This is a genomic window from Streptomyces thermoalcalitolerans (genome assembly GCF_039525155.1).
GTDB classification, from domain to species: domain Bacteria; phylum Actinomycetota; class Actinomycetes; order Streptomycetales; family Streptomycetaceae; genus Streptomyces; species Streptomyces thermovulgaris.
Genome location: NZ_BAAAHG010000012.1, coordinates 94093 through 116697 on the forward strand (window position 1 = coordinate 94093; position 22605 = coordinate 116697).

Below are 22605 nucleotides of genomic sequence, written 5' to 3' on the forward strand. Positions count from 1 at the left end.
CGGGGTCCGGTCCCGGCTACGCTGGCGACGTGCGCCCCCTCGGGGAGCTGTGCGCCCCGTTCCTCGGAACCGGCGCTCCGCCTCCGGGGGAAGGGCGCAAAGCCGACAGCCGTCGCACCCGAGGGAGCCTCTTCATGGCCTCGTTGCCGCTGACCTCTTCCGCCGACGTCCAGGCCCGTGTGGCCGCTCTCCGCGAAGCGCTCGCCACCCGTGTGGTGGTCGCCGACGGAGCGATGGGCACCATGCTCCAGGCCCAGGAGCCGACGCTCGAGGACTTCCAGAACCTCGAGGGCTGCAACGAGATCCTCAACCTCACCCGGCCGGACATCGTCCGCTCGGTCCACGCCGCCTACCTGGAGGCGGGCGTGGACTGCGTGGAGACCAACACCTTCGGCGCCAACCTCACCGCCCTGGCCGAGTACGACATCGCCGACCGCATCGCCGAGCTGTCCGAGGCGGGCGCCCGGATAGCCCGGGAGACGGCGGACGAGTTCGCCGGCCGGGACGGCCGGCCCCGCTGGGTCCTCGGCTCGATGGGGCCCGGCACCAAGCTGCCCACCCTCGGGCACACCACGTTCACCGCCCTCCGCGACGCCTACCAGCAGAGCGCCGAGGGCCTGCTCGCGGGCGGCGCGGACGCCCTGCTGGTGGAGACCACGCAGGACCTGCTGCAGACCAAGGCCGCGGTGATCGCCGCCCGCCGCGCGATGGGGGTCGCCGGGTACGAGGTGCCGCTGATCGTGTCGGTGACCGTGGAGACGACCGGGACGATGCTGCTCGGCTCGGAGATCGGCGCGGCGCTCACCGCGCTGGAGCCGCTGGGCATCGACATGATCGGCCTCAACTGCGCGACCGGCCCGGCCGAGATGAGCGAGCACCTGCGCTACCTGTCCCGGCACGCGCGCGTCCCGCTGTCCTGCATGCCGAACGCCGGGCTGCCCGTCCTCACCAAGGACGGGGCGCACTACCCGCTGACCGCGCCGGAGCTGGCGGACGCCCAGGAGCACTTCGTCCGTGACTACGGCCTGTCCCTGGTGGGCGGCTGCTGCGGCACGACGCCGGAGCATCTGCGTCAGGTGGTGGAGCGGGTACGGGACCTGACGCCGGCACGGCGCGACCCGCGCCCCGAGCCGGGTGCGGCCTCCCTGTACCAGAGCGTCCCGTTCCGGCAGGACACCTCCTACCTGGCGATCGGCGAGCGGACGAACGCCAACGGGTCGAAGAAGTTCCGCGAGGCCATGCTGGAGGGCCGCTGGGACGACTGCGTGGAGATGGCACGGGAGCAGATCCGCGAGGGCGCGCACATGCTCGACCTGTGCGTGGACTACGTGGGCCGGGACGGCGTCGCGGACATGCAGGAGCTGGCCGGCCGTCTCGCCACCGCGTCGACGCTGCCGATCGTGCTGGACTCCACCGAGGTCGACGTCATCCGGGCCGGCCTGGAGAAGCTGGGCGGCCGTGCGGTGATCAACTCGGTGAACTACGAGGACGGCGACGGCCCCGAGTCGCGGTTCGCGCGGATCACCGCGCTGGCCCGCGAGCACGGTGCGGCGCTGATCGCGCTGACCATCGACGAGGAGGGCCAGGCCCGCACCGCCGAGAGGAAGGTGGAGGTGGCCGAGCGGCTGATCGCCGACCTGACCGGCACCTGGGGCATCCGTGAGGAGGACATCCTCATCGACTGCCTGACCTTCACCATCTGCACCGGTCAGGAGGAGTCCCGCAAGGACGGCATGGCCACCATCGAGGCCATCCGCGAACTGAAGCGGCGGCACCCGAGAGTGCAGACCACCCTCGGTCTGTCCAACATCTCCTTCGGCCTGAACCCGGCCGCCCGGATCCTGCTGAACTCCGTCTTCCTGGACGAGTGCGTCAAAGCGGGCCTGGACTCGGCGATCGTGCACGCCGCCAAGATCCTGCCGATCTCCCGCTTCGACGAGGAGCAGGTGCGCACGGCCCTGGACCTGATCTACGACCGCAGGTCCGAGGGCTACGACCCTCTGCAGAAGCTCATGCAGCTGTTCGAGGGCACCACGGCGAAGTCGCTGAAGGCGAGCAAGGCGGAGGAGCTGGCCGCGCTGCCGCTGGAGGAGCGGCTGAAGCGGCGGATCATCGACGGCGAGCGCAACGGCCTGGAGCAGGACCTGGACGAGGCCCTGAAGACCCGCAAGGCCCTGGACATCGTCAACGACACCCTGCTGGACGGCATGAAGGTGGTCGGCGACCTGTTCGGCTCCGGGCAGATGCAGCTGCCGTTCGTGCTGCAGTCCGCCGAGGTGATGAAGGCGGCCGTCGCCCATCTCGAGCCGCACATGGAGAAGACCGACGAGGCCGGCAAGGGCACGATCGTGCTGGCCACCGTGCGCGGGGACGTGCACGACATCGGCAAGAACCTCGTCGACATCATCCTGTCCAACAACGGCTACAACGTGATCAACCTGGGCATCAAGCAGCCGGTCTCGGCGATCCTGGAGGCCGCCGAGGAGCACAAGGCCGATGTGATCGGCATGTCCGGACTGCTGGTGAAGTCCACGGTGGTCATGAAGGAGAACCTGGAGGAGCTGAACGCCCGCGGCCTGGCGACGACCTATCCGGTGATCCTCGGCGGAGCGGCTCTGACCAGGGCCTACGTCGAGCAGGACCTGTACGAGCTGTACGAGGGCGAGGTCCGCTACGCCCGGGACGCCTTCGAGGGCCTGAAGCTGATGGACGCGCTGATCGGGGTCAAGCGGGGCGTGCCGGGAGCGAGGCTGCCGGAACTCAGGCGACGCCGGGTACGGGCGTCGGCGGTGGAGGCCGACCGGCTCCCGGAGGAGGGGCACGTCCGCTCGGACGTCGCCACGGACAACCCGGTCCCGACCCCGCCGTTCTGGGGCACCCGGGTGATCAAGGGCATCCAGCTCAAGGAGTACGCGTCCTGGCTGGACGAGAACGCGCTGTTCAAGGGCCAGTGGGGGCTGAAGCAGGCCCGCACCGGTGACGGGCCGACGTACGAGGAACTGGTCGAGACCGAGGGCCGCCCCCGGCTGCGCGGCCTGCTGGACCGGCTGCAGACGGACAACCTGCTCGAGGCCGCGGTGGTCTACGGCTACTTCCCCTGCGTCTCCAAGGACGACGACCTGATCATCCTGGACGAGGAGGGCAACGAGCGCACCCGGTTCACCTTCCCGCGCCAGCGCCGGGGCCGGCGGCTGTGCCTGGCCGACTTCTTCCGCCCGGAGGAGTCGGGCGAGACGGACGTGGTGGGCCTCCAGGTGGTCACCGTCGGCTCGAGGATCGGCGAGGAGACCGCCCGGCTGTTCGCGTCCGACGCCTACCGCGACTACCTGGAGCTGCACGGCCTGTCCGTGCAGCTGACCGAGGCCCTGGCCGAGTACTGGCACGCACGCGTCCGCGCCGAACTGGGCTTCGCGCACGAGGACCCGGACGAGATCCAGGGCATGTTCGAGCTGAAGTACCGCGGTGCCCGCTTCTCCCTCGGCTACGGCGCCTGCCCCGACCTGGAGGACCGCGCCAAGATCGCCGATCTGCTCCGGCCGGAGCGCATCGGTGTCCGCCTGTCGGAGGAGTTCCAGCTCCATCCCGAACAGTCCACCGACGCCATCGTGATCCACCACCCGGAGGCCAAGTACTTCAACGCCCGCTGACGCCTCCGTCCGCGGTCCGTTCCCGGCCTTGTCCGGCGCGTTCCCGCCGGTCCCGGCCCCGTTCCCACCGGTCCCGGCCCTGTCCCGGCGTGTCCCGGGCGGGAACGCCCGCCCGGGACACGGCCGCGGGCGCCGCGCCGCCGGCTTCCCGGCGTACGGGCGCGAACCAGGCCGTCCGGGCCGTCGCGGTGTCCGTTGCGAGGCATTTCGACCGGGAGCGTCGTACACTGGTCGGTCCATTGCAGGCCGGTTCCCCGCGGGGGACCGGCCTGCTTGTCCCTCAAGGAGGCACGTCGGATGACCAGCACCGTCCCCGCACTCGGCTCCCTTTCCCAGACCCTCGGCCCCGTCCGGACGGGGAAGACCCCCACGGCCGTCGAAGCAGCGGAACTGCAGGCCGTGCTCCTCGACATGGACGGCACACTGGTGGACACCGAGGGCTTCTGGTGGGACGTGGAGGTGGAGGTCTTCGCCGCGCTCGGACACAGACTCGACGAGTCCTGGAGACATGTCGTGGTCGGCGGACCCATGACCCGCAGCGCGGGCTTCCTGATCGAGGCCACCGGCGCCTCCGTCACCCTCGAGGAGGTCACCGTCCTGCTGAACGAGGCCTTCGAGGCCCGCATCGACGGCTCGCTGCCGCTGATGCCCGGCGCCGCACGGCTGCTGGCCGAACTGTCCGCGCACAAGATCCCCACCGCCCTGGTCTCGGCCTCCCACCGCCGCATCATCGACCGCGTTCTGGACACGCTCGGCTCCCATCACTTCGCCCTGTCCGTGGCCGGCGACGAGGTCTCCCGCACCAAGCCGCACCCCGACCCCTACCTGCTGGCCGCCGTCGGACTGGGTGTGGATCCGGCCCGGTGCGCGGCGATCGAGGACACCGCGACCGGAGTCGCCGCGGCGGAGGCCGCCGGCTGCCAGGTGGTCGCCGTACCCTCCATCGCCCCCATCGCACCGGCCCCCCGGCGCACCGTCGTTTCCTCCCTGGAAGACGTGGATCTGTCATTTCTGCGCGGTCTGATGACAGAAATGCGCTGACCCGTTCACCCAGCGTGCAAAACACTTGGGAACACCTGGGAAAAGCCTTGCGAAGGGCATCCGAGGAAATTCCCGTGCCGCGGGACGGCCGGATTTCGACGGTGCCGCCCCCGGTGGTTCATGTGACGTTCCCCACCTCTCAGGGGGCCGACAAGGGGTTTGAAGTGTGACGCTCCTCTCTTTTCGAGGGCTGTGGGCGCGCCCATGTGTCCCGATTGGTGAGACACTGCACGAATCCTTGTGGTCGCGGGTTTTTCGGAACGTCCGCGCCCGGTTCCGCTGTGTGATGGGAACTCAACTGTGCGGCTGTGAACCCCACTGCGAAGGCCGACTAACCTCATTGCGGAACATCAACCCCACCCCGTGATCCGAAGCAACACCCCTTGCATGCCGGGTACACGGACTTGACAGCTCTGGAGAAACTCGAGCATGAACCGCAAGACTTTGGTGCTGCCGGCCGTGGTCGGTCTGCTTGCGCCGGTACTCGCCGCGTGCGGCAGTTCCGACAGCGGCAGTGAGAACGGCGACGCCATCGTCGTCGGCACCACGGACCGGTTCACCGCCTCGAAGGATGCCCCCGCGCCCGTCGATCCGGCGTACGCCTACGACGTCGGCACCTGGAACATCCTGCGTCAGACCGTGCAGACCCTGATGATCCAGCCCAAGGGCGACGGCGACCCCGTCCCCGAGGCGGCGGAGAAGTGCGGTTTCACCGACACCGGCAACGAGCGGTACGCCTGCACCCTGCGCAAAGGCCTGAAGTTCGCCGATGGCAACCCCATCACCGCGGCCGACGTGAAGTTCTCCATCGACCGTGCCCGCGCCATCAACGCCGACAGCGGTGTGGCGGGCCTGCTGTCCACCATCGACACCGTGGAGACCCAGGGCGACCGCGAGGTCATCTTCCACCTCAACACCTCCGACGCCACCTTCCCGTACAAGCTGTCGACCCCCGTCGCGGGCATCGTCAACCCCAAGAAGTACGAGAAGGGCGAGCTGCGCGAGGGCTTCGAACTGGACGGCTCCGGCCCGTACACCATGAAGGCCGAGGTCCAGAACAACGAGGCGGTCAAGCTCGTCTTCACCAAGAACCCCCACTACCAGGGGACGTTGAAGCTCAACAACGACAAGGTGGAGCTGCGCACCTTCCATGACGCCGAGTCCATGGGCAAGGCGTTGAACGAGGGCGACATCGATGTCATGACCCGCACCATGTCGCCCGAGCAGATCCGCGAGCTCTCCGGCAACTCCAAGGACGACATCGAGGTCGTCGAGACGCCCGGTCTGGAGATCCGCTTCCTGGGCTTCAACACCGATGCCGCGTCGGTGAAGAACACGGCCGTGCGCGAGGCCATGGCCCAGATCATCAACCGCACCGAGCTCGTCTCCGAGGTCTACGGCAATCAGGCCGAGCCGCTGTACTCGATCGTCCCGGCCACCATCACCGGCCACTCCAACTCCTTCTTCAACAAGTACGGCGATCCGAACGTGGACAAGGCCCGCAACCTGCTGTCCAAGGCCGGCGTCACCACCCCGGTGAAGCTGACGCTGCACTACACGACCGACCACTACGGCCCGGCCACCAAGAAGGAGTTCGAGGTCCTCCGGCAGCAGCTCAACGCCAGCGGTCTGTTCGACGTCGACATCAAGGGAACCCCCTGGGCCACCTACCGTCCGGCCGAGCAGAAGGGCAAGTACGACGTCTACGGCATGGGCTGGTTCCCGGACTTCCCGGACGCCGACAACTACCTGGCCCCGTTCCTCGACAAGGGCAACACCCTCGGCAGCCCGTACGCCAACAGCGAGATCCGCAACAACCTGATCCCGCAGTCCCGCCGGCAGGCCGACCGGCTCTCCGCCTCCTCCAGCCTGACCCGGATTCAGGACATCGTCGCCGACGACGTCCCGGTGCTGCCGCTGTGGCAGGGCAAGCAGTACGTGGCCGCCCGCAACACCGTCACGGGCACCGCGTACGCCCTCAACTCCTCCGCGACGCTCCAGCTGTGGGAGCTCGGCCGCGGTACCGGAGGCGGCAACAGCTGAGGCCCTTCTCCCGGCCCTGTGTCCCAGGGCCGGGTCCGGCACCGGACACGGCGCTCCGGTGCCGGACCCGGGGCAGGGCACCCGCGCCGAGGAAACCGGCCCCGCCCAGCGGTGCGGGAAAGAGCCGAACCTCCGTCACACAGCCGCGCGCACCCCGGACCAGAAGCCGGATCAGAAGCGCCCTCTCACCGGTCCTCCGGGAGAGGGCGCTCTCGTGCCGCGCGGGACCTCGCCGGGCCCGTGCCGCCCGACTTCTCTACTGGGACTACTGGGAGCCGGGGCGCACCAGACCGCTCTCGTACGCGTACACCGCGGCCTGCACGCGGTCGCGCAGGCCCAGCTTGGTCAGCACATGCCCGACATGGGTCTTCACGGTCGTCTCGCTGACGAACAGATCGGCGGCGATCTCCGCGTTCGACAGCCCGCGCGCCACCAGCTTCAGCACCTCGATCTCGCGGTCGGTGAGGGTGTGCAGGCTTTCCGGCACCGACTCCTCGCCGGAGGGCAGATGCGTGGCGTACTTGTCCAGCAGCCGGCGTGTGACGCTCGGCGCCAGCATCGCCTCGCCGGCCGCGACCACCCGGATCGCCTGCACCAGCTCGTCCGCGGGCGCGTCCTTGAGGAGAAAGCCGCTCGCGCCGGCGCGCAGCGCCTCCACCACGTACTCGTCGAGGTCGAAGGTGGTCAGCACCAGCACCTTCGCCGGACCGTTGCGATCCGAGCCGGTGATCCGCCGGGTCGCCTCCACGCCGTCCATCCGCGGCATGCGGATGTCCATCAGCACCACGTCGGGCTGCAGGGCCCGCACCTGGTCCAGAGCCTGCTGACCGTCTCCGGCCTCGCCCACGACCGCGATGTCCTGCTCGGCCTCCAGGATCATCCGGAATCCGGTGCGCAGCAGCGGCTGGTCGTCGACCAGTAGGACGCGGATGGCCACGTGAGTCTCCTTCGCTAGTCCGCGCCCATTCTGCCCTGCTCCGGCGCCGGGATTCGTCTCAGGGGCAACGGGTAGGGCGGGGGAGTGCCGCCGAACTCCGGGCAGTGGGCCCGGTGGTCGCACCAGCCGCACAGCTTCGTGGGACGCGGCCGCCAGTCACCGGTCTCGGTGGCCCGCTGGATCGCCTCCCACAGCGCCAGCAGCTTGCGCTCCACCCGCTCCAGATCGGCGGGGACCGGGTCGTACGTCAGCACATCACCGCTGCCGAGATAGACGAGCTGCAACCGCCGGGGCACGATCCTCTTCAGCCGCCACACCACCAGGGCGTAGAACTTCATCTGGAACAGCGCGTCCTCGGCGTACTCGGGGCGGGGTGCCTTCCCCGTCTTGTAGTCGACGATCCGCACCTCGCCCGTGGGCGCCACGTCCACCCGGTCGATGATCCCGCGCAGCCTGAGCCCCGAGTCCAGCTCCGCCTCCACGAACAGCTCCCGCTCGGCCGGCTCGAGCCGTGTCGGGTCCTCCAGCGTGAACCAGCGCTCCACGAGCTGTTCCGCCTCCGCCAGCCAGCGGGCCAGCCGCTCGCCGTCCGGGTCGTCGGCGAACAGCTCCGCCAGCTCCGGTCTGGCCTCCCGCAGCCGCTCCCACTGTCCCGGGACCATCGCCTTCGCCCGCGGCGCGGTCCGCTCGGCGGCCGGGGCGTCGAACAGCCGCTCGAGCACGGCGTGCACCAGAGTGCCCTTCGTCGCCGCCTCGCTCGGCTTCTCGGGCAGCCGGTCGATCACCCGGAACCGGTACAGCAACGGGCACTGCATGAAGTCCCCGGCACGGGAGGGGGACAGGGAGGAGGGCGGTGCGGCGGGACGGGGAGCCGTCCCCGGGTCCGTGTCCGCCACCGCCGCGGTCGCCGCCCTCGAGGGCGGCGCCTCCTGCACCGATTCCCCCGGCACCGGGCCGCTGTCGCGGGCGACCGCCTCGCCCTCCATGCTCGTCTCCATGCCGCACACCCTACGGCCCGCCACCGACGGCCATCCGGCCACGGGCCCGGGAAAAGCGGCAGGAAAAACACCGTGTGCCAGGGAAGACACTGGGACGCCGGGCGGAACCATCCGCCGCGGCCGCATACCATCGATCCGAGACCTTCCGGCCGACAGGTGCGGAAGACGTGCTTCGAACGAGGGGACACCGTGGACGTGAGCGGCGGGAGCGGGCAGCCGCGTTCCGGCAACGACGAGTCGGCCGAGCGCCGCACCGGCCCGGGGGCGCCACCCCCTGACGCCCCGCACCCCGGTGCCACCCCGCCCCGGAACGCCGAGACCGCAGGGAAGACAGGCGAGACCGCAGGGAAGGCAGGGAAGCAGGACCCCGGCGAGCACCCGCCGCACCCGGAGCCCGCGCCCGCGACGTCCCAGGACGGCCCGGCCGAGGCCCCGGCGGAGCAGACCCGCCCGGGCGGCGCCGATGCGGCCCCGCGCGCCGGGGACGGTCAGGAGCAGAGCCCCGGCGGGGCCCCCGGTGGCGGGGAGCCCGCGCGGGGCTCCGGCGACCGCACACGGCCCGTCGGTGACACCCACCCGGACCGCGCCCGCGCGCGCTCCGGGCAGACGCCCCCGCCCGCACGGCCGAAGGAGCCCGGAGGCGGTCTGCTCATGGGGCGGCCCTTCGGGGTGCCCGTGTACGTGGCACCCAGCTGGTTCCTGGTGGCCGCGCTGATCACCTGGGTGTTCGGCGGCCAGCTCGACCGCGTCCTGCCCGAGCTCGGGGCCGCCCGCTACCTGGTGTCCCTGTTCTTCGCGGTCGCCTTCTACGCCTCCGTCCTCGTCCACGAGCTCGCCCACACCCTCGCGGCCCTCCGCTTCAAGCTGCCGGTCCGCCGCATTCAGCTGCAGTTCTTCGGCGGTGTCTCGGAGATCGAGAAGGAGGCCGAGACCCCCGGCCGCGAGTTCGTCCTCGCCTTCGTCGGCCCGCTGCTCTCCCTGATCCTCTCCGGCGTCTTCTACCTCGCCCTGCGGCTCTCCGAACCCGGCACGGTCCCCAGCGTCCTGCTGGCCGGCCTGATGATCTCCAACCTCATCGTCGCCGCCTTCAACCTGCTGCCCGGTCTGCCTCTCGACGGCGGCCGCATGCTCCGCGCCGTCGTCTGGAAGATCACCGGCAGGCCCATGAGCGGCACGGTCGCCGCCGCCTGGGCCGGCCGCGCACTCGCCGTCGCCGTCCTGATCGGCCTGCCCCTGGTCACCCAGCCCGGCGTCGGCTCCACCGAGGACACCGCCGGCACCCTCACCAACGCCCTGCTCGCCGCCATCCTCGCCGCGATCATCTGGACCGGCGCCGGCAACAGCCTGCGCATGGCCCGGCTGCGTGAGCACCTCCCCGCACTGCGCGCCCGCACCCTCACCCGCCGCGCCGTCCCGATCGAGACCGACACCTCCCTCGCCGAGGCCCTGCGCCGCGCCAACGCCGCCGGTGCCCGTGCCCTGGTCGTCGTCGACGGCCACGGCGAGCCCATCTCCCTGGTCCGTGAGTCCGCCATCGCCGGCGTACCCGAGCACCGCCGCCCCTGGGTCACCGCCAGCGACCTCGCCCAGAAGCTCACCGACGGCATGCGCGTCTCCGCCGAACTCGCCGGGGAGGAGCTCCTGGACGCCCTGCGCGCCACCCCGGCCACCGAATACCTCGTCGTGGAGGAGACCGGCGAGATCTACGGCGTGCTCTCCGCGGCCGACGTGGAGCAGGCCTTCGTCAAGGCCATGGCCCGTCCCTCGGCCTCCTCCTGAGAGGGGTGCCGGAAGGGGCCTCGGGTCGGTCCGGCTCCGGTGAGCGGTGCCACCCGGCCCGCGGCGGGATCCGGACGACGCCCGGGCCCGGCCGCAGGACGCCCGTCCGCCTCCGCGTGGTCGGGGGGCCGGTTCAGGACCGGTAGGCTGGTCGCATGTCCGAACCGACCGGTGCCGCCCGCCGCCGCGGGCCTTTCAAGGTCGGGGACCAGGTACAGCTGACCGACCCCAAGGGCCGCCACTACACGTTCACGCTCGAGGCCGGGAAGAGCTTCCACACCCACAAGGGGTCCTTCCCGCACGACGAACTGATCGGCGCACCCGAGGGCACCGTTGTCCGCACCAGCGGCAATGTCGCCTACCTCGCGCTGCGTCCCCTGCTCCCCGACTACGTCCTGTCCATGCCCCGCGGGGCAGCCGTCGTCTACCCCAAGGACGCGGGGCAGATCCTCGCCTTCGCCGACATCTTCCCCGGCGCCCGCGTCGTGGAGGCCGGCGTCGGCTCCGGCTCGCTCAGCACCTTCCTGCTGCGTGCCGTCGGCGACCAGGGCATGCTGCACAGCTACGAGCGCCGCGCCGATTTCGCCGAGATCGCCCGGGCCAACGTCGAGCGCTACTTCGGCGGTCCGCACCCCGCCTGGCAGCTCACCGTGGGCGACCTCCAGGACAACCTGTCCGACACCGACGTCGACCGGGTCATCCTCGACATGCTCGCCCCCTGGGAGTGCCTGGAGGCCGTCTCCAAGGCACTCGTCCCCGGCGGCATCCTGTGCTGCTACGTCGCCACCACCACCCAGCTCGCGAGGACCGTGGAGTCCATCCGCGAGACCGGCTGCTTCAACGAGCCGACCGCCTGGGAGACGATGATCCGCACCTGGCACATCGAGGGTCTGGCCGTCCGCCCCGACCACCGCATGATCGGCCACACCGGCTTCCTGCTCACCGCCCGCCGCCTCGCGGACGGCGTCGAGCCGCCCATGCGCCGCCGCCGCCCCGCCAAGGGCGCCTACGGCGAGGACTACGAGGGCCCCAACGCCGGCGGGGGCACCGCCCGCTGACACGGCTCCTTCCAGTCCTGCCGGCCGGCAACGCACGGGCGCCGTGGCCGAGTTACCGACGACGACCGGGAACTCGGCCACGGCGCCCTCGCATTGACCCGGCACCGCCGCAACGCCGCACCGCAACGCCCGCCGCGCACGGCCCGTACGAGGACCCACCCCGGCGTTCCCCCGCACTGTGACGTGTGGCACGATGCTGGCCACCCTCACCCGGCACAGCCCTCACAGGAGACGCTCCTCGTGCAGCAATCCGCCGTTCCGGAACTGGCTCACACACAGACCCGTCCCATCCACTGGGTGGCCACCGCCACCGCGGTCTCCGCAGTGGTGGCCCTCTCCTCGGTCGTGCAGCCCGCCACCGCCGCCCAGCCGGACGGCCCCCGTGCGAAGCCCACCCCCGTGGCTGCTCCCGGCACCACTGGCGTGACGTTTCCGCTCGACTGCGGACCCGTGAAGACCGTGGTGGCGAAGGAGGCGTCCGGAGACCTCGACAAGGACGGCAGGCCGGAGACCGTCGCCGTCGTGCACTGCGACGCCTCCATGGGCACTCCGCCCGACGCCGTCTACGTCATCACCCGGGGCGCCGACGAGGCCGCGCCCCGGGTCGTGGCCACCCTCGTCGACACCAAGGACCGGTACACGGTCACGGACTTCGCCGTCCGTGAAGGGGCCGTCACCGCCACCCTGCTCGGCTACTCCTCGCCCGACGTGCCCAATTGCTGCCCCGACCTCGAGGAGAGCGTGAAGTGGCAGTGGCGCGACGGCGTGTTCGTCCGCTCCACGCCCGCCGGGGCGCGCGGCGTCTGACCGCGTGCCCCGGAGCCGGGGGCACGCCGACGATGATCACGGATCGCGCGGACGTGATCACTCCGCGTCAGGTCCGTACACCTCGGTCTTGTCCGAAACGCGACGCACATGGATGCACGCGCCCGGGCACTCCTTCGCCGAGTCGACCACATCCGTGAGAAGCGGCAGCGGCACAGGGGTTGCCGCCCCTTTGTCCCGCAGGAGCTCGTCGTCGGCGTTCTTCACATACGCCAGACCGTCGATGTCCAGCTCGAACACCTCCGGCGCGTACTGTGCGCAGATGCCGTCACCGGTGCACAGATCCTGGTCGATCCAGACCTCCAGTTCCTCGCCGTCGCCCGGGGTCCGCTGCTGTACGCCCATCTCTCCTGCCGTATCACGCCGAGCCGCACGGGAATCCGGCCAGCTCCGACGGGTGTTGAACGACTCGACCCTACATCCGGCGGCTTTCCATTCGTGTTCGGTGGGTATTCCCCTGGCGTGGGGGAGAGCGCAAGGGTGAAGATCGGACACACCTCGACAGTCTTTGTGATCTAGGGGTTTCAATCGGCACCCACCCAGGTAGGGTCTGGAAGCGTCCAGCTCCCCTTGGAGGAGGTGAGGACCGTGGCAGCCCACGACGACGACATGAACCGCGGCATCCGCCCGGGACAGGGGTCCGACGACCCGGCCGGGCACATTGCCTACCTTGAGCAGGAGATCGCCGTCCTGCGACGCAAGCTCGCCGACTCTCCGCGACACACGAGGATTCTCGAGGAGCGGATCGTCGAGCTGCAGACCAACCTGGCCGGCGTGTCCGCGCAGAACGAGCGGCTGGCGAACACGCTCCGTGAGGCCCGCGACCAGATCGTGGCCCTCAAGGAAGAGGTCGACCGGCTCGCTCAGCCACCGGCCGGCTTCGGGGTCTTTCTGCAGGCCAACGAGGACGGCACCGCCGACATCTTCACCGGCGGCCGCAAGCTGCGGGTGAACGTCAGCCCCAGCGTCGAGCTCGAGGAGCTCAAGCGCGGCCAGGAAGTGATGCTGAACGAGGCGCTCAACGTGGTCGAGGCCATGGACTTCGAGCGCGTCGGCGAGATCGTCACCCTCAAGGAGGTCCTCGAGGACGGCGAGCGCGCCCTGGTACTCGGGCACACCGACGAGGAACGGGTGGTGCGGCTCGCCGAACCGCTGCTGGGCGTCACCATCCGCCCCGGCGACGCCCTCCTGCTCGAGCCCAGGTCGGGCTACGTCTACGAGGTCGTGCCCAAGAGCGAGGTCGAGGAGCTCGTCCTCGAAGAGGTGCCCGACATCGGCTACGAGCAGATCGGTGGCCTCAGCAGCCAGATCGAGGCCATCCGCGACGCCGTGGAGCTGCCGTACCTCTACCCGGATCTGTTCAAGGAGCACGAGCTGCGTCCGCCGAAGGGCGTCCTGCTCTACGGGCCGCCCGGATGCGGCAAGACGCTCATCGCCAAGGCCGTCGCCAACTCGCTGGCCAAGAAGGTCGCCGAGGTGACCGGCCAGCCCACCGGCAAGAGCTTCTTCCTCAACGTCAAGGGCCCCGAGCTGCTGAACAAGTACGTGGGCGAGACCGAGCGGCAGATCCGCCTCGTCTTCCAGCGCGCCCGGGAGAAGGCCAGCGAGGGCACTCCCGTCATCGTCTTCTTCGACGAGATGGAGTCCCTCTTCCGCACCCGTGGCTCCGGTGTCAGCTCGGACGTGGAGAACACCATCGTCCCGCAGCTGCTCGCCGAGATCGACGGTGTGGAGGGCCTGCAGAACGTGGTCGTGATCGGCGCCTCCAACCGCGAGGACATGATCGACCCGGCCATTCTGCGGCCCGGCCGTCTCGATGTGAAGATCAAGATCGAGCGTCCGGACGCCGAGGCGGCCAAGGACATCTTCAGCAAGTACCTCACCGAGCGTCTCCCGCTGCACGCGGACGACCTCGCGGAACACGGCGGGGACAAGACCGCCACGGTCCAGGCGATGATCCAGGCCGCGGTGGAACACATGTACGCCGAAACCGAGGAGAACCGCTTCCTGGAGGTCACCTACGCCAACGGCGACAAAGAAGTTCTCTATTTCAAGGACTTCAACTCCGGCGCCATGATCGAGAACATTGTGGGCCGGGCCAAGAAAATGGCGATCAAGGACTATCTCGAGAAGAACCAGAAAGGTCTTCGCGTCTCCCATCTGCTCCAGGCCTGTGTGGACGAGTTCAAGGAGAACGAGGACCTGCCCAACACCACCAACCCGGACGACTGGGCCCGGATCTCCGGAAAGAAGGGCGAACGGATCGTCTACATCCGCACGCTCATCACCGGAAAGCAGGGCGCGGACACCGGGCGCTCCATCGACACGGTGGCGAACACCGGTCAGTACCTGTAAAAACAGGGCGGCTGCGGGTGCCCTTCCGGGGGTACCCGCAGTCAGCTGTTTCCGGGCCACCGCATGGAGCAGGCAATGACACAAATGATCTCCCCACCCGCGCAAAGGCGTTCTAGGCTCTTTCGTACCGCCGGGTCGCGCAGTGCGGGGACGGGCACCGCACGGACAGCCGAGCACCAGCGGTACTTGTGCGGCGCCCACGACCGAGGGCGTCGCCGGGCAAGGAGGGCCGCATGACCGTACGGCGAGTAATGGGCATCGAGACGGAGTACGGGATCTCCGTCCCCGGTCATCCCAATGCCAATGCCATGCTCACCTCGTCCCAGATCGTCAACGCCTACGCGGCAGCGATGCACCGGGCCCGCCGGGCCCGGTGGGACTTCGAGGAGGAGAACCCGCTGCGGGACGCCCGCGGCTTCGATCTCGCCCGTGAGGCCGCCGACCCCAGCCAGCTCACCGACGAGGACATCGGCCTGGCCAACGTCATCCTGACCAACGGTGCCCGGCTCTACGTCGACCACGCCCATCCGGAGTACAGCGCGCCCGAGGTGACCAACCCGCGCGACGCCGTCCTGTGGGACAAGGCCGGCGAGAGGATCATGGCCGAGGCCGCCGAGCGGGCCGCCCAGCTGCCGGGCGCCCAGCCGATCCACCTCTACAAGAACAACACCGACAACAAGGGCGCCAGCTACGGCACGCACGAGAACTACCTGATGAAGCGGGAGACCCCGTTCTCCGACATCGTGCGCCACCTCACGCCCTTCTTCGTCTCCCGCCAGGTCATCGCGGGCGCCGGGCGCGTCGGCATCGGCCAGGACGGCCACGAGCACGGTTTCCAGATCAGCCAGCGCGCGGACTACTTCGAGGTCGAGGTCGGCCTGGAGACGACCCTGAAGCGGCCGATCATCAACACGCGCGACGAGCCGCACGCCGACGCGGAGAAGTACCGCCGGCTGCATGTGATCATCGGCGACGCGAACCTCTCCGAGATCTCGACCTATCTGAAGCTGGGCACGACCGCCCTGGTCCTGTCCATGATCGAGGACGGCTTCATCGCCGTCGACCTGGCCGTCGACCAGCCCGTCCGCACGCTCCACCAGGTCTCGCACGACCCGTCGCTCAAGCATCTGATCACGCTCCGCAGCGGCCGGACGCTCACCGCCGTACAGCTCCAGATGGAGTACTACGAGCTGGCGCGCAAGTACGTGGAGGAACGGTTCGGGACGGACGCCGACGACCAGACCAAGGACGTCCTGGCCCGCTGGGAGGACGTCCTCAACCGCCTGGAGAACGACCCCATGAGCCTGTCCGGCGAGCTGGACTGGGTCGCCAAGCGGGAGCTCATGGAGGGCTACCGGCGCCGTGACGGCCTCGACTGGGACGCCGCCCGGCTCCACCTCATCGACCTCCAGTACGCGGACGTACGCCTCGAGAAGGGCCTGTACAACCGTCTGGTGGCCCGGGGGCGCATGAAGCGGCTCCTGGACGAGGCCGAGGTGGACCGGGCCCGTACGAAGCCGCCGGAGGACACCCGCGCGTACTTCCGCGGACGCTGCCTGGAGCAGTACGCCGACGACGTCGCCGCGGCCTCCTGGGACTCGGTCATCTTCGACCTGCCGGGCCGGGACTCGCTCCAGCGCGTCCCCACCCTGGAACCGCTTCGCGGAACGCGTAAACACGTCAAGGAGCTTCTGGACCGCTGCCGCACCGCGGAGGACCTGGTCAGGGTCCTGTCCGGAGGCTGAGAGGACACCGGGGGGCACCGGACCGGACGGGACGTCCGGGGTGGAAACGCCGTAGGCCGGGAATCATCGAGGTGGCCCCCGTGCGTTGAAGGAACTGCGGGGCCGATGTCGGACCTGCCTTGTAGGGTCTGATCAACACCGATCGGCCGTAATGCCGACCATGTCGGGCGAACAGAGCGGGGTGAGGGTTATGGCAACGAAGGACACCGGCGGCGGCCAGCAGAGGGCCACACGCTCCACCGAGGACATCGAGGAGCAGGCCCAGGACGCGCAGGCCGCGGAGGACCTCAAGGAACGCCACGAGAAGCTGAGCGAGGACGTGGACGACGTCCTCGACGAGATCGACGACGTGCTCGAGTCCAACGCGGAGGACTTCGTCCGAAGCTTCGTTCAAAAGGGCGGCGAGTGACGCACGGCGTTCGTCCCGGTGCCGGCCCGTGGCGAGCGGGTCGGCACCGGGACGGATGACCGGCGCCGGTACGGGTATGGTCCGTGCACGGATTTGATGATCGGCTCGGCCGTTCCCGGCGGGGCCGCAGCCTTATGCGGAAGGAATCGCGTGGAACCCAACCCTCGTAGCACCGGGCGTCTGCCGGCTGCCTTCCTGACGCCCGGGTCCTCGTCCTTCATGGACTTTCTCGCCGAGTACCAGCCGGAGCTGCTGCCCGGCAGACGGCAGCTGCCTCCCGTCCAGGGGGCGATCGAGGCGCCGCACGGGACGACGATCGTGGCGGTGACCTTCCAGGGGGGCGTCGTGCTGGCCGGTGACCGGCGGGCGACCATGGGGAACGTCATCGCGCAGCGGGACGTCGAGAAGGTGTTCCCGGCGGACGAGTACTCGGCCGTGGGCATCGCCGGCACGGCGGGCATCGCCGTGGAGATGGTGAAGCTGTTCCAGCTGGAGCTGGAGCACTTCGAGAAGGTCGAGGGGACGCAGCTGTCGCTGGAGGGCAAGGCGAACCGGCTGTCGACCATGATCCGCTCCAACCTGGGCATGGCCATGCAGGGCCTGGCCGTGGTCCCGCTCTTCGCAGGGTACGACCTGGACCGCGAGAAGGGCCGGATCTTCTCCTACGACGTCACCGGTGGCCGCTCCGAGGAGTACGGCTACGCCGCCACCGGTTCCGGCTCGCTCTTCGCGCGCGGCTCGCTGAAGAAGCTCTACCGGGAGGACCTGACGGAGGCCGACGCCACCACGCTGGTGGTGCAGGCCCTGTACGACGCGGCAGACGACGACTCGGCGACCGGTGGTCCCGATGTCGCCCGCCGGATCTATCCGATCGTCACCGTGATCACCGAGGACGGCTTCCGCCGGCTCACCGAGGACGAGACCTCCGAGATCGCCCGCTCGGTCCTGCAGCAGCGGATGGAGCAGCCCGACGGTCCGCGGGCCGCGCTGCGGTAGCCGACGGCCGGCCGGTTTGTGTTCAGGGTGATCCAGTGACTTCGACAGAAAGGGACGGATAAACCGGTGTCGACGCCGTTCTATGTCTCACCTCAGCAGGCCATGGCCGACCGGGCGGAGTACGCCCGCAAGGGCATCGCCCGCGGTCGCAGCCTGGTCGTGATGCAGTACGCCGACGGAATCGTGTTCGTCGGTGAGAATCCGTCCCGCGCGCTGCACAAGTTCAGCGAGATCTACGACCGGATCGGGTTCGCGGCCGCCGGGAAGTACAACGAGTACGAGAACCTGCGCATCGGCGGTGTCCGCTACGCCGACCTGCGCGGCTACACCTACGACCGGAACGACGTGACGGCCCGCGGTCTGGCGAACGTCTACGCCCAGACGCTGGGCACGATCTTCTCCAGTGCCGGGGAGAAGCCGTACGAGGTGGAGCTGGTGGTCGCCGAGGTGGGGGAGACCCCGGAGGGCGACCAGATCTACCGGCTGCCGCACGACGGGTCGATCGTGGACGAGCACGGCTCGGTCGCGGTCGGCGGCAACGCCGAGCAGATCAGCAGCTACCTGGATCAGCGCCACCGGGACGGCATGTCCCTGGCCGAGGCCTTGAAGCTGGCGGTGCAGGCCCTGTCCCGCGACACCAACGGCAGCGAGCGGGAGATCCCGGCCGAGCGCCTGGAGGTGGCCGTGCTGGACCGTACGCGCCCGCAGAAGCGCAAGTTCAAGCGGATCGTGGGCCGGCAGCTCCAGCGGCTGCTGCAGGCCGACGGTGCCGTGACGGAGGCGGAGAGCTCCGAGGAGGGCTCCGGGGAGAAGTAGCCCGGCCCCGCAGGCACGACCCGCCTGCCCCGCATCCTTGCCGCCCTCTCCTGGCCATCCCCTCGCTCCGGGTGCCCCGGCCGTGCCGTCGGCCGGGGCACCGGCGTCTCAGAAGGCGCCCGGCGGCGCCGTGGAGCCCCGTACGACCAGGTCCACGGGAATGTCGCCGCCCTCGGGCGCACGGCCCTCCAGAAGGGCGAGGAGGGCGTGCATGCCCCGTTCGCCGAAGAGCTCCGCGTCCAGCCGTACGGTGGTCAGCTCGGGGTCGACGGCGGTGGCGAGGGCGAGATCGTCCAGGCCGGTGACGGAGATGTCGTCGGGCACGCGCAGTCCGAGGCGGCGCAGCCCCTTGTAGGCGCCGACGGCCAGCATGTCGTCGTCGCACACCAGGGCGGTGGGCCGGGGGCCGGGGGCGCCGAGCGCGGTCTCGACGGCGGCCCGGGCGTCCTCGAAGGAGAGGGCGGAGCGGACGGTGCGCACCGAGGTGCCGGGCACGGCGCCCACCCGCGCCGCGAGCTGCCGGGCCCGCACCTCGAAGGTCCAGGAGGCCACGTCCGCCGCGAGGTGCAGGAAGCTGCGGTGCCCCAGGCCCAGCAGGTGGTCGGCGATCCGGCGTACGCCGTCCGCGATGTCCAGGTTGACGGTCGCGGCGCCCGGGCTGCCCTCGGGGTCGCTGTCCAGCATGACCAGGGGCAGCTCGTCGCCGCGGATCGCGGTGAGGGCGTCGGCGGCCATGGAGGAGGCGATCACGCCGTCCAGGGCGGCCTGGGCGGAGGCGAAGGGATTCCGGGCCGGGCCGATGCCCTCGGGGGAGGGGTAGAGGACGACACCGAAGCCGTGCTCGGCGGCGACGCGGGCGGCCCCGGTGTAGACCCCGGCGAAGAACTCGGTGGTCAGCGCCGGGACGACGAGGAGCACGGTCCGGGTGCGGCCCAGGCGCAGATTGCGGGCGGCCAGGTTGGGCCGGTAGCCGAGGGCGCGGGCGGCCTGCCTCACCCGTTCGGCGGTCGCCTCGGACACCCGGCCGCGCCACTTGTCGCCGAGGACGAGCGAGACGGCGGCCTGGGAGACCCCCGCGGCCCGGGCGACGTCACGGCTGGTGGGGCGCGTGCTCTCTCGTGCCACCACGGAGCTGCTCCTTCGTCTGGACCGGCGAACAGCGCACATGGTACGTATGACCGAGGACGTTATACGTAACACCGTAGGTTGCTCCAGCACCTCGGGTGAGCCGGCGGGAAGGCGGGACGATGGCCGCGGGAATCGCGGGATACCTGGAGGTCCTCCGGGCGCGGCACGCCGCCCGGCTGCTGACCGGCACACTCGTGGGGCGGCTGCCCAACGCCGTCGCGTCGATCATGATCGTGCTGTTCGTGCGTGCGGAGGGAGGCACGTACAGCCTGGCGGGGACGCTGGCGGCGGTGTACGGCGTGGCCAACGCGGTGGGCCAGCCGGTGCTCGGGCGGCTGGTGGACCGGTACGGGCAGCCCCGCGTCCAGCTGCCGGCCGCGCTCGCGGCGGCCCTGGCGATGGCCGTCTTCGCCCTGACCGGCATCAAGACGCCCGTTCTCGCCGCCGCCCTCGTGGCGGCCTCCGGGCTCTTCACCCCGCCCCTGGAGGGCGGTCTGCGCGCCCTGTGGCCCTTTGTGCTGCGCCGCCAGGACCAGGTGCACACGGCGTACGCCATGGACGCCGTGGCCCAGGAGGTCATGTTCACCCTCGGCCCGCTGCTGGTGACGCTGTGCGCGTCGCTGTGGTCGGCGCGGGCGGCGCTGATGGTGCTGAACCTCCTCGGGGTGCTGGGGGCGCTGTCGGTGGTCTGCTCGCCGCCCTCGCGCGCATGGCGTTCGGCACCGCGGGAGGCGCACTGGCTGGGCGCGCTGCGCTCCCCGGGGCTGCTGGCGCTGCTGGGGGTGTTCCTCTTCGTGGGGGTCGCGCTGGGCTCGATCACGGTGGCGGCGGCGTCGTACGCCGACACGCACGGCGGCGACACGGTGTACGGCCGGCTGATGGCCGGGCTGGGCCTGGGCGCGCTGGTGGGCGGCGCCGTCTACGGGGCGCGGCAGTGGAGCGGTGCACCCGAACGGCGCCTGCGGGTGCTGGTGGCTCTTCTGGCGGTGTGTTACCTGCCGCTGATGCTCAGGCCGGGCGTGGCGGCCATGGTGCTGCTGGCGGTGCTGTCCGGGGTGTTCCTCGCACCGTGCGTCGCCTGCGCTTTCGTCATCGTGGACCGGCACGCTCCGGCCGGGACGGTGACGGAGGCGTTCTCCTGGCTGGTGACCACGTTCACCGTGGGGTCGTCGCTCGGAACGGGGGTCGCGGGACCGGTGGTCCAGGCGGGCGGCGCGCTGTGGGGCTTCGCGGTTCCGGGCGCCGCGGGGGCCGTGTCGTCGCTGGTGCTGATGGCCGCCGGGCGGCTCCTTTCAGCTCCCGCGGCACGGGCGGTGGTTGCGGCTTCATCGGAAAACGATCCCAATCGGGCCGGCGAACCCCGTTTGAGCCCGGAGGAACGGGCGTAAGGTTCATGCATGGACCGCCGCATTTTCGGGCTGGAGAACGAGTACGGCGTCACGTGCACGTTCAGGGGACAGCGGCGCCTGTCTCCTGACGAGGTGGCGCGGTACCTTTTCCGCCGTGTCGTGTCATGGGGCAGAAGCAGCAATGTCTTTCTGCGCAATGGCGCCCGGCTCTATCTCGACGTGGGGTCACATCCGGAATACGCGACACCCGAATGTGACGACGTGATCGAACTGGTCACCCACGACAAGGCCGGGGAGCGCATTCTGGAAGGCCTCCTGGTGGACGCGGAGCGACGCCTGCACGAGGAGGGAATCGCGGGCGACGTCTACCTCTTCAAGAACAACACCGACTCGGCGGGCAACTCCTACGGCTGCCACGAGAACTATCTGGTGGCACGGCACGGGGAGTTCTCACGGCTCGCGGACATCCTCATTCCGTTCCTGGTCACCAGGCAATTGCTCTGCGGGGCCGGGAAAGTCCTGCAGACGCCGCGCGGGGCCGTGTACTGCGTGAGCCAGCGGGCCGAGCACATCTGGGAGGGGGTGTCCTCGGCGACCACCCGTTCGCGGCCCATCATCAACACGCGCGACGAGCCGCACGCGGACGCCGAGCGCTACCGCCGGCTGCACGTCATCGTGGGCGACTCCAACATGTCCGAGACGACGATGCTGCTGAAGGTCGGCGCGACCGACCTGGTGCTGCGCATGATCGAGGCGGGCACGGTGATGCGCGACCTGACCCTGGAGAACCCCATCCGGGCGATCCGCGAGGTCAGCCACGACATCACGGGCCGCCGCAAGGTGCGCCTGGCCAGTGGCCGGGAGGCCTCGGCGCTGGAGGTGCAGCGGGAGTACTACGAGAAGGCGGTGGACTTCTGCGAGCGGCGCGGCATCCGCACCGGTACGGTGGAGCGGGTACTGGAGCTGTGGGGCCGTACGCTGGACGCGATCGAGACCGAGGACCTCGACCGGATCGGCACCGAGATCGACTGGGTGATGAAGTACAAGCTCATCGAGCGGTACCGGGCCAAGCACAACATGACCATGTCGCATCCGCGGGTCGCCCAGATAGACCTCGCCTACCACGACATCCACCGTCGTCGTGGCCTGTACTACCTGATGGAGAAAAGGGGTCAGGCCGCCCGGATCTGCAACGACTTGAAGATCTTCGAGGCCAAGTCGGTCCCCCCGCAGACCACTCGGGCCCGGCTGCGCGGCGACTTCATCCGGCGGGCGCAGGAGCAGCGCAGGGACTTCACCGTCGACTGGGTGCATCTGAAGCTCAACGACCAGGCACAGCGGACGGTGTTGTGCAAGGACCCGTTCCGCTCGGTGGACGAGCGGGTGGAGAAGCTGATCGCCGGGATGTGAGCCGGGCGGACCGGGGTGCGAGTTCCGCACGAAAGGCCGGAACGCCACACGGGCGCCGTACGTTTCGAG

General features: G+C 70.1%; 17 protein-coding genes. 13 read left to right on the forward strand and 4 right to left on the reverse strand.

Annotated features, from left to right (window positions below; all coding sequences use genetic code 11):
• Nucleotides 1-134: 134 nt before the first annotated feature.
• The 3 genes from metH to ABD224_RS10235 all read left to right on the forward strand — a co-directional run bounded on the left by metH (nucleotide 135) and on the right by ABD224_RS10235 (nucleotide 6731).
• Complete coding sequence (metH, locus tag ABD224_RS10225) at nucleotides 135-3647, forward strand: methionine synthase (RefSeq protein ID WP_344049090.1); 3513 nt, start codon at nucleotides 135-137, stop codon at nucleotides 3645-3647.
• Between the two features lie 297 nt (nucleotides 3648-3944).
• Nucleotides 3945-4688: an HAD family hydrolase gene (locus tag ABD224_RS10230; protein WP_344049091.1), complete on the forward strand. Its 744-nt coding sequence runs from the start codon at nucleotides 3945-3947 to the stop codon at nucleotides 4686-4688.
• A 429-nt stretch (nucleotides 4689-5117) separates the two neighbouring features.
• Entirely contained in the window at nucleotides 5118-6731 is a 1614-nt protein-coding gene (locus ABD224_RS10235; protein ID WP_344049092.1) for an ABC transporter substrate-binding protein, read from the forward strand.
• Nucleotides 6732-6996: 265 nt separating this feature from the next.
• Here the strand turns inward: ABD224_RS10235 and ABD224_RS10240 are convergent, their stop codons facing one another.
• Nucleotides 6997-7668 carry a response regulator gene (locus ABD224_RS10240; RefSeq protein WP_344049093.1) on the reverse strand — a complete coding sequence of 224 codons (672 nt, stop codon included), beginning with the start codon at nucleotides 7666-7668 and terminating at the stop codon, nucleotides 6997-6999.
• 14 nt (nucleotides 7669-7682) lie between these two features.
• Nucleotides 7683-8666 carry a RecB family exonuclease gene (locus tag ABD224_RS10245; RefSeq protein ID WP_344049094.1) on the reverse strand — a complete coding sequence of 328 codons (984 nt, stop codon included), beginning with the start codon at nucleotides 8664-8666 and terminating at the stop codon, nucleotides 7683-7685.
• Nucleotides 8667-8855: 189 nt separating this feature from the next.
• Between ABD224_RS10245 and ABD224_RS10250 the strand changes: the two genes are divergently transcribed.
• The 3 genes from ABD224_RS10250 to ABD224_RS10260 all read left to right on the forward strand — a co-directional run bounded on the left by ABD224_RS10250 (nucleotide 8856) and on the right by ABD224_RS10260 (nucleotide 12310).
• Entirely contained in the window at nucleotides 8856-10445 is a 1590-nt protein-coding gene (locus ABD224_RS10250) for a site-2 protease family protein (protein ID WP_344049095.1), read from the forward strand.
• Between the two features lie 155 nt (nucleotides 10446-10600).
• Nucleotides 10601-11503, forward strand: coding sequence for a tRNA (adenine-N1)-methyltransferase (locus ABD224_RS10255; RefSeq protein WP_344049096.1), 903 nt, complete (start codon nucleotides 10601-10603; stop codon nucleotides 11501-11503).
• A 240-nt stretch (nucleotides 11504-11743) separates the two neighbouring features.
• A complete protein-coding gene (locus ABD224_RS10260; protein ID WP_344049097.1) occupies nucleotides 11744-12310 on the forward strand; it encodes a hypothetical protein in 567 nt (188 codons plus the stop codon).
• 57 nt (nucleotides 12311-12367) lie between these two features.
• Here ABD224_RS10260 and ABD224_RS10265 read toward each other — a convergent pair whose 3' ends face one another.
• On the reverse strand, nucleotides 12368-12673 hold the full coding sequence (locus tag ABD224_RS10265; protein WP_344049098.1) for a ferredoxin: 306 nt from the start codon (nucleotides 12671-12673) through the stop codon (nucleotides 12368-12370).
• Between the two features lie 243 nt (nucleotides 12674-12916).
• On the opposite strand from ABD224_RS10265, the gene arc reads away from it, so the two are divergent.
• The 5 genes from arc to prcA all read left to right on the forward strand — a co-directional run bounded on the left by arc (nucleotide 12917) and on the right by prcA (nucleotide 18649).
• Entirely contained in the window at nucleotides 12917-14683 is a 1767-nt protein-coding gene (gene arc / locus ABD224_RS10270; protein WP_344049099.1) for a proteasome ATPase, read from the forward strand.
• 233 nt (nucleotides 14684-14916) lie between these two features.
• A complete protein-coding gene (gene dop / locus ABD224_RS10275; protein WP_344049100.1) occupies nucleotides 14917-16428 on the forward strand; it encodes a depupylase/deamidase Dop in 1512 nt (503 codons plus the stop codon).
• A gap of 190 nt (nucleotides 16429-16618) precedes the next feature.
• Nucleotides 16619-16837, forward strand: coding sequence for a ubiquitin-like protein Pup (locus tag ABD224_RS10280; RefSeq protein WP_344049101.1), 219 nt, complete (start codon nucleotides 16619-16621; stop codon nucleotides 16835-16837).
• A 150-nt stretch (nucleotides 16838-16987) separates the two neighbouring features.
• Nucleotides 16988-17833: a proteasome subunit beta gene (gene prcB, locus ABD224_RS10285; protein WP_344049102.1), complete on the forward strand. Its 846-nt coding sequence runs from the start codon at nucleotides 16988-16990 to the stop codon at nucleotides 17831-17833.
• A gap of 66 nt (nucleotides 17834-17899) precedes the next feature.
• Nucleotides 17900-18649: a proteasome subunit alpha gene (gene prcA, locus ABD224_RS10290; protein WP_344049103.1), complete on the forward strand. Its 750-nt coding sequence runs from the start codon at nucleotides 17900-17902 to the stop codon at nucleotides 18647-18649.
• Nucleotides 18650-18757: 108 nt separating this feature from the next.
• Here prcA and ABD224_RS10295 read toward each other — a convergent pair whose 3' ends face one another.
• Nucleotides 18758-19774, reverse strand: coding sequence for a LacI family DNA-binding transcriptional regulator (locus ABD224_RS10295; RefSeq protein ID WP_344049130.1), 1017 nt, complete (start codon nucleotides 19772-19774; stop codon nucleotides 18758-18760).
• Nucleotides 19775-19896: 122 nt separating this feature from the next.
• Here ABD224_RS10295 and ABD224_RS10300 point away from each other — a divergent pair, with 122 nt between their 5' ends.
• Both ABD224_RS10300 and pafA read left to right on the forward strand, forming a co-directional pair.
• Complete coding sequence (locus ABD224_RS10300) at nucleotides 19897-21165, forward strand: MFS transporter (RefSeq protein WP_344049104.1); 1269 nt, start codon at nucleotides 19897-19899, stop codon at nucleotides 21163-21165.
• 9 nt (nucleotides 21166-21174) lie between these two features.
• Nucleotides 21175-22536, forward strand: coding sequence for a Pup--protein ligase (gene pafA, locus ABD224_RS10305; RefSeq protein WP_344049105.1), 1362 nt, complete (start codon nucleotides 21175-21177; stop codon nucleotides 22534-22536).
• The last annotated feature ends 69 nt before the right edge of the window (nucleotides 22537-22605 follow it).

Excerpts from the sequence above, each read along its gene's own strand:
- pafA (WP_344049105.1), top strand. The coding sequence starts at position 21,175 with ATGGACCGCCGCATTTTCGGGCTGGAGAACGAGTACGGCGTCACGTGC.
- ABD224_RS10265 (WP_344049098.1), bottom strand. The coding sequence starts at position 12,673 with ATGGGCGTACAGCAGCGGACCCCGGGCGACGGCGAGGAACTGGAGGTC.
- ABD224_RS10235 (WP_344049092.1), top strand. The coding sequence starts at position 5,118 with ATGAACCGCAAGACTTTGGTGCTGCCGGCCGTGGTCGGTCTGCTTGCG.
- dop (WP_344049100.1), top strand. The coding sequence starts at position 14,917 with ATGACCGTACGGCGAGTAATGGGCATCGAGACGGAGTACGGGATCTCC.
- ABD224_RS10255 (WP_344049096.1), top strand. The coding sequence starts at position 10,601 with ATGTCCGAACCGACCGGTGCCGCCCGCCGCCGCGGGCCTTTCAAGGTC.
- ABD224_RS10230 (WP_344049091.1), top strand. The coding sequence starts at position 3,945 with ATGACCAGCACCGTCCCCGCACTCGGCTCCCTTTCCCAGACCCTCGGC.
- metH (WP_344049090.1), top strand. The coding sequence starts at position 135 with ATGGCCTCGTTGCCGCTGACCTCTTCCGCCGACGTCCAGGCCCGTGTG.
- ABD224_RS10280 (WP_344049101.1), top strand. The coding sequence starts at position 16,619 with ATGGCAACGAAGGACACCGGCGGCGGCCAGCAGAGGGCCACACGCTCC.
- ABD224_RS10300 (WP_344049104.1), top strand. The coding sequence starts at position 19,897 with ATGGCCGCGGGAATCGCGGGATACCTGGAGGTCCTCCGGGCGCGGCAC.
- ABD224_RS10245 (WP_344049094.1), bottom strand. The coding sequence starts at position 8,666 with ATGGAGACGAGCATGGAGGGCGAGGCGGTCGCCCGCGACAGCGGCCCG.